Below are 15,194 nucleotides of genomic sequence, written 5' to 3' on the forward strand. Positions count from 1 at the left end.
GTTGAGGGGCACCTTTTAACATTTAGTGCCCATCGTCGCAAGACACAATCCACACGGTTAAACGGGGTATCCTGCTTTTATTTCCGTACCCGATGTCGGTGCAGCCACATCAGCTTATACGCCGCCGGGATAATAAACAGCGACAGCAAAGGCGCGGTGATCATGCCGCCAATCATCGGCGCGGCAATCCGGCTCATCACCTCTGACCCTGCTCCTGTTCCCCACAGAATCGGCAGCAGACCAGCGATAATCACCGCCACCGTCATCGCTTTCGGGCGCACGCGCAGTACCGCGCCGTGATATAACGCCTCATCCAGCTTCTGCTCGCTGAATGTTTGCGGATTATTCAACGACGGCTCGGCCTCTATGGCGTGACGTAAATACATCAGCATCACCACGCCAAATTCGGCGGCGACCCCGGCAAGGGCAATAAAACCGGTGCCCGTCGCCACGGAAAGATGAAAGCCCATCCACCACAGCAACCAGATGCCGCCCACCAGCGCAAACGGTACGCTGCTGATAATCAGCAACGCTTCGCCCACCCGACGGAACGCCAGATACAACAGCACGAAGATGATCATCAGCGTCATCGGCACCATCAGTTTCAGCTTATGGTTGGCGCGCTCCAGTAGCTCGAACTGCCCGGAGAATGCCACGCTGGTGCCCGGTTTTAACTGCACTTTTTCAGCTATCGCTTTTTGCAGATCGTGAACCACCGACACCATGTCACGATCGCGGGCATCGATATAAATCCAGCTCGTCGGGCGCGCATTCTCGGTTTTCAGCATCGACGGTCCGGTAGAGACTTTAACGTCGGCCACGTCCGCCAGAGTGATTTGCTGCTTCATCGGCGTGAGGATCGGCAACTGGCGCAGTGCCTGCGGGCTATCGCGCCAGCTTTGCGGATAACGCAGATTAATTGGATAACGAGCAATCCCTTCCACCGTTTCGCCAACCATCGCCCCGCCCACCGCAGAAGTCACAAACAACTGCACATCCGCCACCGTCATACCGTAACGCGCGGCTTTTTCACGGTTAATCTCAACGTTGATATAGCGCCCACCTTCCAGACGCTCAGCAAGCGCAGAAGCCACGCCTGGCACCGTTCGCGCCACTTCTTCAATTTGCTCCGCCATCGTGTCGATATCCGCCAGCACAGTGCCGGAAACTTTAATGCCGATAGGGCTTTTAATGCCAGTCGAGAGCATATCGATACGGTTACGAATTGGCGGCACCCACAGATTCGCCAGCCCCGGCAGACGCACGGTGTTATCCAGTTCCTCAATGATTTTGTCCATCGTCATGCCAGGCCGCCACTGATCCTGCGGCTTAAGCTGAATGGTCGTTTCTACCATTTCCAGCGGAGCAGAATCGGTGGCGGTTTCCGCTTTCCCGGTTTTGCCAAATACCCGCGCCACTTCAGGTACGCTCATAATCAGCTTGTCGGTTTTTTGCAGCATACTCGCCGCCTCCGCTGCGGAAATCCCCGGCAGCGTCGATGGCATATACAACAAGTCGCCTTCATTGATCTGCGGTAAAAATTCCCCGCCAACTTTATTGAGCGGCCAGAGAACCGTCAGCACCGAAAGCGCTGCCACCAACAGCGTGGTTTTCGGCCAGTGCAGTACTTTCAGCAACAGCGGATGATAAACACGAATCAAAAAGCGATTGAGCGGGTTACTGCTTTCTGGCGGAATTTTGCCACGGATCCAGTAGCCCATCAGGATCGGGATCACTACGATCGCCAGCAGCGCCGCGCCCGCCATCGCATAGGTTTTGGTGAACGCCAGCGGGCCAAACAGACGCCCCTCCTGCCCTTCCAGGGTGAAAATCGGGATAAACGACAGCGTGATAATCAGCAGACTGATAAACAGCGCCGGCCCCACTTCAACAGATGCATCGGTGATCACCTGCCAGCGCGTTTTATTATCCAGCGTGGCGTCAGGATGCTGGTGCTGCCACTCTTCCAGCCGTTTATGCGCATTCTCGATCATGACGATAGCGGCATCGACCATCGCCCCGACGGCAATCGCAATGCCACCCAACGACATAATATTGGCGTTCAGTCCCTGAAAGTGCATGACAATAAAAGCAATACACAACCCCAGCGGCAACGAAATAATCGCCACCAGCGCCGAGCGCACATGCCAGAGAAACAGCGCACAGACTACCGCCACCACAATAAACTCTTCCAGCAACTTGCCGCTGAGGTTGTCAATGGCGCGGTCAATGAGCTGACTGCGATCGTATGTTGTAACTATCTCCACGCCTTCCGGCAGACTGCTTTTCAGCGTTTCCAGTTTGTCCTTCACGGCGGCGATCACTTCACGGGCGTTTTTGCCGGAACGCAGGATCACCACCCCGCCCGCCACTTCGCCTTCGCCGTTCAGTTCGGCAATGCCCCGGCGCATCTCCGGGCCAACCTGGACCTTCGCAACATCACGCAGATAAACGGGCACGCCATTTTCACTGGCTTTTAAAACGATGTGATTAAAGTCGTCGAGCGTTTGCAGATAGCCGCTGGCGCGCACCATATATTCCGCTTCCGCCAGTTCGATCGACGAACCGCCCGCTTCCTGGTTTGAAGCATCCAGCGCGCTTTTTACTTCGGCGAGACTGATGCCATACTGCGCCAGGCGCTGAGGATCGATAACCACCTGATACTCTTTCACCACACCGCCCACCGACGCCACTTCCGCAACGTCAGGGATGGTTTTTAGCTCATATTTGAGAAACCAGTCCTGCAATGAGCGTAAATCGGCCAGATCGTGCTTACCGCTGCGATCCACCAGTGCATATTCATAGATCCAGCCAACACCCGTGGCATCTGGCCCCAGCTCGGCGCTGACTCCCGCAGGCAGCTTACCCTGTACCTGGTTGAGGTACTCCAGCACCCGCGAGCGCGCCCAGTACGGATCGGTGCCATCTTCGAAAATGACATACACATAAGAGTCGCCAAACTGCGAGAAACCGCGCACAGTCTTCGCGCCAGGCACCGACAACATGGTGGTGGTTAGCGGATAAGTCACCTGATTTTCAACGATTTGCGGTGCCTGACCGGGATAGCTGGTTTTAATAATCACCTGTACATCAGAGAGATCCGGCAGTGCATCCACTGGCGTGTTAATGATAGTCCAGGTGCCCCAGATACTCAGAAACAACGCGCCCATCAGCACCAGAAAACGGTTCGCCACCGAGCGACGAATAATCCATTCAATCATTGGCTATTCCCTCAATGCGCATGGGTAGCACTTTCAGAGCGCATCCGCTCCAGTGCGCCAGAAATATTGGCTTCAGAATCAATCAGGAACAGGCCGCTGGAAACCACCTTTTCACCTTCCGCCAGACCAGAGCGTAACGCGGTGACGCCTTGCGATGCCTGGAAAACGGCAACGCGTTTCGGTACAAAGCGCCCGTCAGCATCAACGGTAATCACCCGCTGTTCGTTGCCGGTATCAATCAGCGCCTGTGACGGAATGAGCAGCATCGGTTCGCTGGCGGTATTGAGTTGCAACCAGGCGTTCATGCCCGGTTTTAGCGCCTCGTCGGCGTTGTCGACTTCCAGACGCAGTTGCAGCGTGCGGGTCGCAGCATCCACGCCAGGTAGCAGCGTCCATTTGCGGATGGTGAGTGTTTTATCAGGTCGCGCCGGAACGGTGAGCGTAAACTGCGAGGCATCTTTCACCAGCCAGGCGATGGACTCCGGGATCGCAGCAGTGACCCACACCGGGTCCATACCCTGAATTTTCGCGACCACGTTATCTTTGGCGATATTCATTCCCGCGCGCAGATCAAACGCGGTGATCACGCCATCAATGGGCGCTTTGAGCGTAAAGCGAGTCTGGATTTTTTGCGTGGCGATCAGACGGCGAATATCAGCCTCCGGCATTCCCGCCAGTCGCAGTCGCTCAAGAATGCCTTCAGTCTGGGTCGCCGTACCGCCGGTTTCGCGCAGCAGTAAATACTCACTCTGCGCTTCCACCCAGTCGGGAATGGTCAGGTCGAGAAGCGGCGCGCCCTTTTGCACTTTATCGCCCACGGTAAGCGGATACACCTTGTCGATAAACCCGGCGGCGCGGGCCTGCACAATGGCATACTGATACTCGTTGTAACTGACATTCGCCGGGAAACTCTGGGAAAAAGTCAGCGGCCCGCGCGTGACGGTCGCCGTTTTCACCCCCAGATTCTGCGTCTGAGTCGGGTCAATGCGCACACCAGACGCAGAACTCTCTTCATCGGCATATTTCGGCACCAGATCCATATCCATAAACGGCGATTTCCCTGGTTTATCGAACCGCGTATTGGGATACATCGGGTCGTACCAGAATAAGACTTTACGTTCTGCGGTCGACGTTTTTTCTGCGGGCGGTTCCTCCTTTGCAAACCAGGTAAAACCTGCCGCAGAAATAATACCGCCCGCGATCATGCTGCCGATAATAAGCGCGATTTTTTTCATCTCATTAAACCTGGATTACTGGCTGACTTTAATATCCTGTAATAAAGAAAGGTTGCCCTGTTGGACAAAATTAAACGCTACTTTGTCGCCGGTTTTAATTTCGCTCATTTTCGTCTGCGGGGTGATGGTAAAGCGCATGGTCATCTCCGGCCAGTTCACGGCAGCAATCGGATCGTGATGGATGGTGATTTTTTTGCTTTCCAGATCAACACCTTTTACCACCCCAGTGGCGCTAATAACCTGTGGTTTTGCTTCGCTCATGGTTTCATGATGATGTTCGTTAGCCTGGGCATTAAAGCCAATAACGGTAAACAGACTGAACATTGCGACTTGCAGTGCTTTTTTCATTTATTCTCTCCTGGAGTTAAAAATTATTGCTGCCAACCGCCGCCTAAGGCGGCATATAAAGAAATTTCGTTAACCTGACGGGCATAATTCAGGTCAAGTAAAGTTTGTCGGGTTGCAAATAAAGAACGCTCAGCATCCAGCACTTCCAGATAGCTTACTGCGCCGTGCTGATATAATGCCCGCGCCCGTTGCAAAGTAATTTGCAGCGACGCCAGATAACGCTGCTGGGCGCTAATTTGATCGTTCAGGCTTTGACGTAATGCCAGCGCATCTGCCACTTCTTTAAAGGCGTTCTGGATTTTCTGTTCATAATTCACCACCGACTGCTGCTGGCGAATTTCGGCGATATCCAGATTGGCCTGGTTACGTCCGGCATTAAAAATGGGGATCTCAATTTTGGGTATAAAATTCCACATCCCGCTGCTGGCGTTAAATAATGACGACAGATCGCTGCTGGCGGTTGATATTCCGCTGGTCAGGCTGATAGACGGGAAAAATGCCGCGCGTGCGGCCCCAATATTGGCATTAGCCGCCATTAACGCGTGTTCAGCTTCCATAATATCCGGGCGCTGCAATAAGATTTGCGACGACAAGCCCGCCGGTAATTTAACGCTTTGCAGGCTGTCGCTGTTTACTGTCTGCGCTTGCGGCAGCTTGCCGTAGCTTCCCAATAACAGTTGCAATGCATTATTCGCTTGCGCCAGTTCCCCCTGACGTTTAGCGATGTCGCTGCGGGTACTTTCTATCACCCCGCGAGCCTGTTCCAGCGCCAGAACATTGCTGCTACCGGTCAACAGTTGTTTTTCGACAAACGCATATGACTGCTGATAATTACGCAGCGTTTCTTCGGCTATTTGCAATTGCGCATACGCCAGTTGCTGATTGAAATAGCTTTGCGCGACATTAGAAACCAGCAGAATATGCACCGCGCGCTGAGCTTCCTCAGTGGCTAAATAATTTTGGCGCTCGGCTTCGCTCATGTTCTTTAAGCGCCCGAAAAAATCGAGATCAAAGCTGGCGTTAAGGCCAGTAGAGAACTCCCGCGTCGTGGCTGAATCGCCTTTAAGATTGCCGCTCCAGCTGCCGCTGCCCTCGCCATTGAGCTGTGGGTAGCGGTCGGCATCGGTCAGACGATATTGCGCCCGCGCTTCCTGCACTTTCAGCGCCGCCATGCGCAAATCCCGGTTATTCACCAACGCCTCGCTAATCAGCGTCTTCACCTGATTATCAACAAAAAAGGTGCGCCAGCCCGCGTTCTGGTAGTTATCTGCTGCGTTAACCAGGCCGTTCTGGCTGAGTGAGAACTGCTGCGGCACGGGCATTGCCGGACGCTGATAATCCGGTGCCAGTGAACAACCGGTTAGCGCAAGGGCCACACAAAATGGCAGAAGTTTACAAGGAGACATAGGCTCATAATTTCTGGTGATTTTATGCTGCCAACTTTACTCGCCAGGCTCTGATTTTCCGGTGACAGGAAAATGACAAAATTGTCATTTTGCCAATAAGCGATTGCCATCTGATCCCGCTACTCTAGAATTGCCCGGGCAACATGCGGAGGAAATATGAAACTGTTGATTGTCGAAGATGAAAAGAAAACCGGAGAATACTTGACCAAAGGGTTAACCGAAGCCGGTTTTGTGGTCGATTTGGCCGACAACGGGCTGAATGGCTACCATCTGGCGATGACCGGTGATTATGATCTGATAATCCTCGATATTATGCTGCCGGACGTGAACGGCTGGGATATCGTGCGCATGTTGCGTTCCGCCAATAAGGGGATGCCGATTCTGTTGCTTACCGCGCTTGGCACCATTGAACATCGCGTCAAGGGGCTGGAGTTGGGGGCGGATGACTATCTGGTGAAGCCGTTCGCTTTTGCTGAACTGCTGGCGCGGGTGCGCACTCTACTGCGGCGCGGGGCGGCGGTGATTATCGAAAGTCAGTTTCAGGTTGCCGATCTGATGGTCGATCTCGTCAGCCGCAAAGTCACCCGCAGCGGCACGCGCATCACTCTGACCAGTAAAGAATTTACTCTGCTGGAGTTTTTCCTCCGCCATCAGGGCGAAGTGCTGCCCCGCTCGCTTATCGCCTCGCAGGTATGGGACATGAATTTTGACAGCGATACCAACGCCATTGATGTGGCGGTGAAGCGGCTGCGCGGCAAAATCGACAACGACTTTGAGCCAAAGTTGATTCAGACCGTGCGCGGCGTGGGTTACATGCTAGAGGTGCCGGATGGTCAGTAAGCCATTTCAGCGCCCGTTTTCGCTGGCAACCCGCCTGACCTTTTTTATCAGCCTCGCCACCATCGCGGCGTTTTTCGCCTTTGCATGGATCATGATCCACTCGGTAAAAGTGCATTTTGCCGAGCAGGATATTAATGATTTAAAGGAGATTAGCGCCACCCTTGAACGGGTACTTAATCACCCTGACGAAACGCAAGCCCGACGCTTAATGACGCTGGAAGATATCGTCAGTGGTTATTCCAATGTGTTGATCTCCCTGGCAAATAGCCACGGTAAAACGGTGTATCACTCCCCCGGTGCGCCGGATATCCGCGAGTTTACGCGTGACGCCATACCCGATAAAGACGCGCAGGCTGGCGAGGTGTATCTCCTTTCCGGCCCGACGATGATGATGCCAGGGCACGGTCACGGGCATATGGAACACAGCAACTGGCGGATGATTAACTTGCCGGTTGGCCCGCTGGTTGACGGCAAACCGATTTATACGCTCTACATCGCGCTTTCGATCGATTTTCATCTTCATTACATCAATGATTTGATGAATAAACTTATTATGACCGCATCGGTAATCAGCATCCTGATCGTCTTTATCGTGCTGTTGGCGGTACATAAAGGTCACGCGCCGATCCGCAGCGTCAGCCGTCAAATCCAGAATATCACCTCGAAAGATCTCGACGTTCGCCTTGACCCGCAGACCGTGCCCATTGAGCTGGAACAGCTGGTACTGTCGTTCAACCATATGATCGAGCGTATTGAGGATGTCTTTACCCGCCAGTCCAATTTCTCAGCGGATATCGCCCACGAAATTCGCACACCTATTACTAATCTCATTACGCAAACGGAAATCGCCCTCAGCCAGTCGCGCAGCCAGAAGGAGCTGGAAGATGTGCTCTACTCTAATCTCGAAGAGCTGACGCGAATGGCGAAAATGGTCAGCGATATGCTGTTTCTCGCTCAGGCCGATAACAACCAGCTAATCCCCGAAAAGAAAATGCTCAACCTGGCGGATGAAGTCGGCAAAGTGTTCGATTTTTTCGAGGCGTTAGCAGAAGATCGCGGCGTGGAGCTGCGGTTTGTTGGCGACGAGTGTCAGGTTGCGGGCGATCCGCTGATGCTGCGTCGGGCGTTAAGTAACCTGCTTTCTAATGCCCTGCGTTATACGCCAACCGGAGAGACAATTGTTGTGCGCTGCCAGACGGTCGATCACCTGGTGCAAGTTACCGTCGAAAACCCCGGTACGCCCATTGCGCCCGAACACTTACCGCGATTGTTTGACCGTTTCTACCGCGTTGATCCTTCCCGCCAGCGAAAAGGCGAAGGTAGCGGCATTGGTCTGGCGATAGTGAAATCGATTGTTGTCGCGCATAAAGGCACTGTTGCAGTAACGTCAGATGCACGGGGGACAAGGTTTGTTATCATATTACCCGCTTAATCCTTCAGCAAACGGCAACTTTTATAACCAGTGTAAAAATAACATGCCGCAATAGTAATACCTATTAATGATAAAAAGCTGTCACAATTCATAAAAAACCTTAATATACGCCACCCTAAACATAACCAGCGTTAATGTAAGGTTTTTGTGTGGACTGGCTTCTTGATGTTTTTGCTACCTGGCTCTACGGCTTAAAAGTAATCGCGATAACGTTAGCGGTCATTATGTTCATCAGCGGGCTGGACGATTTTTTTATTGATGTCGTCTACTGGGTACGCCGCATTAAACGCAAGTTGAGTGTTTATCGCCGCTACCCGCGAATGAGTTACCGCGAACTGTATAAACCAGATGAAAAACCGTTAGCGATTATGGTTCCGGCGTGGAATGAAACGGGCGTCATCGGCAATATGGCCGAGCTGGCGGCGACCACGCTCGACTACGAAAACTATCATATCTTTGTTGGCACCTACCCCAACGACCCCGATACTCAGCGTGATGTTGACGAAGTGTGCGCTCGCTTCCCGAACGTGCATAAGGTAGTCTGCGCGCGTCCTGGCCCCACCAGCAAAGCCGACTGTCTGAACAACGTGCTGGACGCCATCACCCAATTTGAACGTAGCGCCAATTTCGCTTTTGCTGGTTTTATTCTGCATGACGCCGAAGATGTGATTTCACCGATGGAATTGCGTCTGTTCAACTATCTGGTCGAGCGTAAAGATCTGATTCAGATCCCAGTGTATCCGTTCGAACGCGAATGGACGCACTTCACCAGCATGACCTACATTGATGAGTTTTCAGAACTGCATGGCAAAGATGTTCCGGTGCGTGAAGCCCTCGCCGGACAGGTGCCCAGCGCAGGCGTCGGCACCTGTTTCAGCCGCCGCGCCGTGACCGCACTGTTAGCTGACGGTGACGGTATTGCTTTCGACGTGCAGAGTCTGACTGAAGATTACGACATTGGCTTCCGCCTGAAAGAGAAAGGTATGACGGAAATTTTTGTCCGTTTTCCGGTGGTGGACGAAGCCAAAGAACGCGAGCAGCGTAAATTTTTACAGCATGCACGGACGTCAAACATGATCTGCGTGCGCGAATATTTCCCCGATACCTTTTCGACTGCGGTTCGGCAAAAATCTCGCTGGATCATCGGCATTGTTTTCCAGGGCTTTAAAACCCACAAATGGACCTCCAGCCTGACGCTGAACTACTTTCTCTGGCGCGACCGCAAAGGGGCAATCAGTAACTTTGTCAGCTTCCTCGCGATGCTGGTGATGATACAGCTTTTGCTGTTGCTGGCGTATGAAAGTTTGTGGCCCGATGCCTGGCATTTCCTTTCTATTTTCAGCGGCAGCGCATGGTTAATGACTCTGCTGTGGCTAAACTTTGGCTTGATGATTAACCGCATCGTGCAGCGGGTGATTTTCGTTACTGGCTACTACGGCCTGACGCAGGGGCTGCTATCTGTCCTGCGTCTTTTCTGGGGCAACCTGATTAACTTCATGGCCAACTGGCGCGCGTTAAAACAGGTACTTCAACACGGCGATCCACGTCGCGTCGCGTGGGATAAAACAACGCATGACTTCCCCAGCGTGACTGGCGATACCCGCTCGTTGCGTCCGTTAGGTCAAATCCTGCTGGAAAATCAGGTCATCACTGAAGAACAACTCGATACAGCACTGCGTAATCGCGTCGAAGGTCTACGCCTGGGCGGTTCAATGCTGATGCAGGGGCTGATTAGCGCCGAGCAACTGGCACAGGCGCTGGCAGAGCAAAACGGCGTGGCGTGGGAATCCATCGATGCCTGGCAGATCCCTTCCTCGCTGATTGCCGAAATGCCGGCCTCCGTGGCGTTGCATTATGCGGTACTGCCGCTGCGTCTGGACAATGATGAGTTAATTGTCGGCAGTGAAGATGGTATTGACCCGGTTTCGCTGGCGGCCCTGACGCGTAAAGTCGGACGCAAAGTGCGTTACGTCATTGTTCTGCGGGGACAAATTGTCACCGGATTACGCCACTGGTATGCACGCCGACGCGGTCACGATCCGCGGGCAATGTTGTACAATGCAGTTCAGCATCAGTGGCTCACGGAACAGCAGGCCGGTGAAATCTGGCGGCAATATGTGCCGCATCAGTTCCTGTTCGCAGAAATACTGACCACGCTCGGTCATATTAATCGTTCAGCAATTAACGTGTTGTTATTGCGCCATGAACGCAGTTCTCTGCCGCTCGGCAAGTTTTTGGTCACCGAAGGCGTTATCAGCCAGGAAACGTTGGATCGCGTCCTGACAATTCAACGCGAATTACAAGTTTCGATGCAATCACTATTACTCAAAGCAGGTTTAAACACTGAACAGGTTGCACAACTGGAGTCCGAAAATGAAGGAGAATAACCTTAATCGCGTCATCGGATGGTCTGGTTTACTGCTGACGTCTTTATTGAGTACCAGCGCACTCGCAGACAATATCGGCACCAGCGCAGAAGAGCTGGGGCTGAGCGATTATCGCCATTTTGTTATTTATCCCCGTCTCGATAAGGCGCTGAAGGCACAGAAAAATAACGACGAAGCAACCGCCATCCGCGAATTTGAATATATACACCAGCAGGTGCCGGATAATATTCCGCTGACTTTATACCTTGCGGAAGCCTATCGCCATTTTGGTCATGATGACCGGGCGCGGCTGTTGCTTGAGGATCAACTGAAACGTCACCCAGGAGATGATCGGCTTGAGCGCAGTCTGGCGGCTATTCCTGTTGAAGTGAAAAGCGTTACGACTGTTGAAGAACTGCTTGCCCAGCAAAAAGCGTGCGATGCTGCGCCGACCCTGCGTTGTCGCAGTGAAGTCGGGCAGAATGCCCTGCGGCTGGCACAATTACCTGTCGCCAGAGCGCAACTGAACGATGCGACGTTTGCTGCATCGCCGGAAGGAAAAACGCTGCGAACCGATCTGCTGCAACGCGCAATCTACCTGAAACAATGGTCCCAGGCAGATACGCTATACAATGAAGCACGCCAGCAGAACACATTAAGCGCGGCAGAACGCCGTCAGTGGTTTGACGTGCTTCTTGCCGGGCAGCTGGACGATCGGATCCTGGCGCTGCAATCACAGGAGATCTTCACCGATCCTCAGTCATATATTACTTACGCGACCGCGCTGGCTTATCGTGGCGAAAAAGCACGCCTCCAGCATTATCTCATTGAAAATACGCCGCTATTTACCACGGACGCACAAGAGAAAAGTTGGCTCTATCTGTTATCTAAATACAGCGGCAACCCCGTTCAGGCGTTGGCGAATTATACGGTACAGTTTGCCGACAACCGCCAGTATGTTGTTGGCGCGACGCTACCGGTGCTGTTAAAAGAAGGTCAGTACGGCGCAGCGCAAAAACTACTCGCCACCCTCCCCGCCAATGAAATGCTTGAGGAGCGTTATGCCGTTAGCGTAGCGACCCGTAACAAGGCTGAAGCTCTGCGTCTGGCACGATTGCTGTATCAGCAAGAACCGGCAAATCTTACCCGCCTGGATCAACTGACCTGGCAACTGATGCAGAACGGGCAGTCACGCGAAGCTGCCGATTTATTGCTGCAACGCTATCCTTTCCAGGGCGATGCGCGTGTCAGCCAGACGTTAATGGCGCGACTGGCGTCTCTGCTGGAAAGTCATCCTTACCTGGCAACGCCGGCGAAGGTGGCAATTTTATCGAAACCTTTACCGCTGGCGGAGCAACGTCAGTGGCAAAGTCAGTTGCCGGGTATTGCTGATAATTGCCCGGCAATAGTTCGCTTGCTGGGCGATATGTCGCCTTCTTACGATGCTGCCGCCTGGAACCGTCTGGCAAAGTGTTATCGGGACACGCTACCCGGTGTGGCGTTGTATGCATGGCTTCAGGCCGAACAACGACAACCGAACGCCTGGCAACATCGTGCGGTAGCCTATCAGGCGTATCAGGTTGAGGATTACACCACCGCACTGGCGGCCTGGCAGAAAATCAGTCTTCACGACATGAGCAATGAGGATCTGCTTGCTGCTGCCAATACCGCCCAGGCGGCAGGAAATGGCGCGGCTCGCGATCGCTGGTTACAACAGGCTGAACAACGTGGGCTGGGAAACAATGCCCTCTACTGGTGGCTGCATGCGCAACGTTACATTCCTGGTCAGCCGGAACTCGCACTGAACGATCTCACGCGCTCAATCAATATTGCGCCTTCTGCCAACGCTTACGTTGCGCGGGCAACAATTTATCGCCAACGTCATAATGTCCCGGCGGCGGTGAGTGATTTGCGCGCCGCGCTGGAACTGGAACCGAATAATAGCAACACCCAGGCAGCGCTTGGTTACGCCTTGTGGGATAGCGGTGATATCGCACAGTCGCGGGAAATGCTCGAACAGGCGCATAAAGGGCTACCGGACGATCCGGCACTTATCCGACAACTGGCCTACGTGAACCAGCGTCTGGATGACATGCCTGCGACGCAGCACTACGCCCGGCTGGTGATTGATGACATTGATAATCAGGCGCTGATAACCCCACTGACCCCAGAGCAAAATCAGCAACGCTTCAATTTCCGCCGTCTGCATGAGGAGGTCGGTCGCCGCTGGACGTTCAGTTTCGATTCTTCTATCGGCTTGCGTTCCGGCGCAATGAGTACCGCTAACAATAATGTCGGCGGTGCAGCGCCAGGGAAAAGCTATCGTAGCTACGGACAACTGGAAGCCGAGTACCGCATCGGACGCAATATGCTGCTGGAAGGCGACCTGCTCTCAGTTTATAGCCGCGTCTTTGCCGATACCGGAGAAAACGGGGTGATGATGCCGGTGAAAAATCCGATGTCCGGCACCGGTCTGCGCTGGAAGCCGCTGCGCGATCAGATCTTTTTCCTCGCCGTCGAACAGCAGTTGCCGCTGAACGGACAAAATGGCGCATCCGATACCATGCTGCGCGCCAGCGCCTCATTCTTTAATGGCGGCAAATACAGCGACGAATGGCACCCGAACGGTTCAGGCTGGTTTGCCCAAAACCTGTACCTCGATGCGGCGCAATATATCCGCCAGGATATTCAGGCGTGGACGGCAGATTATCGCGTCAGCTGGCATCAGAAGGTGGCAAACGGGCAGACTATTGAGCCTTATGCTCACCTTCAGGACAACGGCTATCGTGATAAAGGCACTCAGGGCGCGCAGCTTGGCGGTGTCGGGGTCCGCTGGAATATCTGGACCGGCGAGACGCACTACGACGCCTGGCCGCACAAAGTCAGTCTCGGCGTCGAGTATCAACATACCTTTAAGGCGATTAATCAACGTAACGGAGAGCGCAACAACGCGTTTCTCACCATTGGAGTGCACTGGTAAATGCGTAAGTTCATTTTCGTATTGTTGACACTGCTTTTGGTCAGCCCTTTTTCCTTTGCGATGAAAGGTATTATCTGGCAACCACAAAACCGTGATAGTCAGGTTACCGATACCCAGTGGCAGGGGCTGATGAGTCAGTTACGTTTGCAAGGCTTCGATACCCTGGTTTTGCAATGGACCCGTTACGGCGATGCATTCACCCAGCCAGAACAGCGCGCGTTATTGTTTAAGCGTGCCGCTGCTGCGCAACAGGCTGGCCTGAAGCTGATTGTCGGGCTGAACGCCGATCCGGAATTTTTTATGCACCAGAAACAGTCGTCCGCAGCGCTGGAAAGCTATCTTAATCGCCTGCTGGCTGCCGATCTCCAGCAAGCCAGATTATGGAGCGCCGTGCCTGGCGTAACGCCGGATGGCTGGTACATCAGCGCGGAAATTGACGACCTGAACTGGCGCAGCGAAGCCGCCCGTCAGCCTTTGCTAACATGGTTAAACAACGCGCAGCGGTTGATTAGCGATGTTTCAGCAAAACCGGTTTATATCAGTAGTTTTTTCGCCGGAAACATGTCGCCAGATGGCTATCGCCAACTGCTGGAACAAGTTAAAGCAACCGGTGTTAATGTCTGGGTACAGGATGGCAGCGGCGTGGATAAACTGACCGCTGAACAGCGTGAACGTTATCTACAGGCCAGCGCCGATTGCCAAAGTTCCGCCCCAGCAAGCGGCATTGTTTATGAACTGTTTGTCGCTGGTAAAGGTAAAACGTTTACAGCGAAACCGAAACCGAACGCAGAAATTGCCTCGCTGTTAGCGAAACGTTCCTCTTGCGGTAAAGACACGCTCTATTTCTCTCTGCGCTATTTGCCCGTCGCGCAGAGTATCCTTGAGTATTAATGATTAAAGGGAGCAACTTAGTTTGCTCCTTTCCTTTTCACTTTCCTAATCAAAATCCTGGCAAGATGAATTGTTTAGCAGAAATTCTGTTTTCATTTTATTCGTCTGACGCGTTCCAATTATTTAGCAAAACCGCGACAACAAAGTGATGGTGTAATTTGTAAAAGGGAACAAATAAATGGCTCGCCCTGCAGGATTCGAACCTGTAGCCCACGGCTTAGAAACTCCAGGAACGACATTTTAAGTCAACAAATTACCGCGCCATCTCTGCGTTCACACGTCCCACTACCTCAAAATATGTAAAACCTTGCAAGCCATTGCGAGGCCTTATGTGTCTCAGTTTTGTTCCTCTTTTTTATACTAAAAAACACAGCAATTGAGGATAAACCTCATGCTATTATCGCTAATATGCATCTAAAGGCATGGCACTTGAATAGATAAAAACTCCACAAAGAAAAAAATAATTAGCCCATAA

General features: G+C 52.9%; 9 protein-coding genes. 5 read left to right on the top strand and 4 right to left on the bottom strand.

What is annotated here, in order from left to right; genetic code table 11:
* Positions 1–77: 77 nt before the first annotated feature.
* Genes cusA through cusC form a run of 4 tightly spaced genes read right to left on the bottom strand, consistent with a single transcriptional unit; the run spans position 78 to position 6,210 of the window.
* Positions 78–3,221, bottom strand: coding sequence for a Cu(+)/Ag(+) efflux RND transporter permease subunit CusA (cusA, locus tag ACJHYO_RS06495; RefSeq protein WP_000573983.1), 3,144 nt, complete (start codon positions 3,219–3,221; stop codon positions 78–80).
* 11 nt (positions 3,222–3,232) lie between these two features.
* A complete protein-coding gene (gene cusB / locus ACJHYO_RS06500) occupies positions 3,233–4,456 on the bottom strand; it encodes a Cu(+)/Ag(+) efflux RND transporter periplasmic adaptor subunit CusB (protein WP_000717136.1) in 1,224 nt (407 codons plus the stop codon).
* 15 nt (positions 4,457–4,471) lie between these two features.
* Positions 4,472–4,804, bottom strand: coding sequence for a Cu(+)/Ag(+) efflux RND transporter periplasmic metallochaperone CusF (gene cusF, locus ACJHYO_RS06505; RefSeq protein ID WP_053291110.1), 333 nt, complete (start codon positions 4,802–4,804; stop codon positions 4,472–4,474).
* A 23-nt stretch (positions 4,805–4,827) separates the two neighbouring features.
* A complete protein-coding gene (cusC, locus tag ACJHYO_RS06510) occupies positions 4,828–6,210 on the bottom strand; it encodes a Cu(+)/Ag(+) efflux RND transporter outer membrane channel CusC (protein ID WP_085455223.1) in 1,383 nt (460 codons plus the stop codon).
* Between the two features lie 156 nt (positions 6,211–6,366).
* Between cusC and cusR the strand changes: the two genes are divergently transcribed.
* From cusR to ACJHYO_RS06535, 5 genes are all read left to right on the top strand, one after another.
* Positions 6,367–7,050, top strand: coding sequence for a copper response regulator transcription factor CusR (cusR, locus tag ACJHYO_RS06515; protein WP_000770953.1), 684 nt, complete (start codon positions 6,367–6,369; stop codon positions 7,048–7,050).
* Positions 7,040–8,482 carry a Cu(+)/Ag(+) sensor histidine kinase CusS gene (gene cusS / locus ACJHYO_RS06520; RefSeq protein WP_000253846.1) on the top strand — a complete coding sequence of 481 codons (1,443 nt, stop codon included), beginning with the start codon at positions 7,040–7,042 and terminating at the stop codon, positions 8,480–8,482. The genes cusR and cusS overlap by 11 nt, the downstream gene beginning before the upstream one ends.
* A gap of 149 nt (positions 8,483–8,631) precedes the next feature.
* Positions 8,632–10,869, top strand: coding sequence for a cyclic di-3',5'-guanylate-activated glycosyltransferase NrfB (gene nrfB / locus ACJHYO_RS06525; RefSeq protein ID WP_000383919.1), 2,238 nt, complete (start codon positions 8,632–8,634; stop codon positions 10,867–10,869).
* Positions 10,856–13,828, top strand: a complete 2,973-nt coding sequence (nfrA, locus tag ACJHYO_RS06530) for a bacteriophage adsorption protein NfrA (RefSeq protein WP_085455222.1) — start codon at positions 10,856–10,858, stop codon at positions 13,826–13,828. Before nrfB ends, nfrA begins: the two co-directional genes overlap by 14 nt.
* On the top strand, positions 13,829–14,719 hold the full coding sequence (locus ACJHYO_RS06535; RefSeq protein WP_042018789.1) for a DUF4434 family protein: 891 nt from the start codon (positions 13,829–13,831) through the stop codon (positions 14,717–14,719). It abuts the gene before it with no gap.
* Positions 14,720–15,194: the final 475 nt, after the last annotated feature.

The organism is Escherichia sp. WS1118, assembly GCF_046487695.1.
GTDB lineage: Bacteria > Pseudomonadota > Gammaproteobacteria > Enterobacterales > Enterobacteriaceae > Escherichia > Escherichia coli.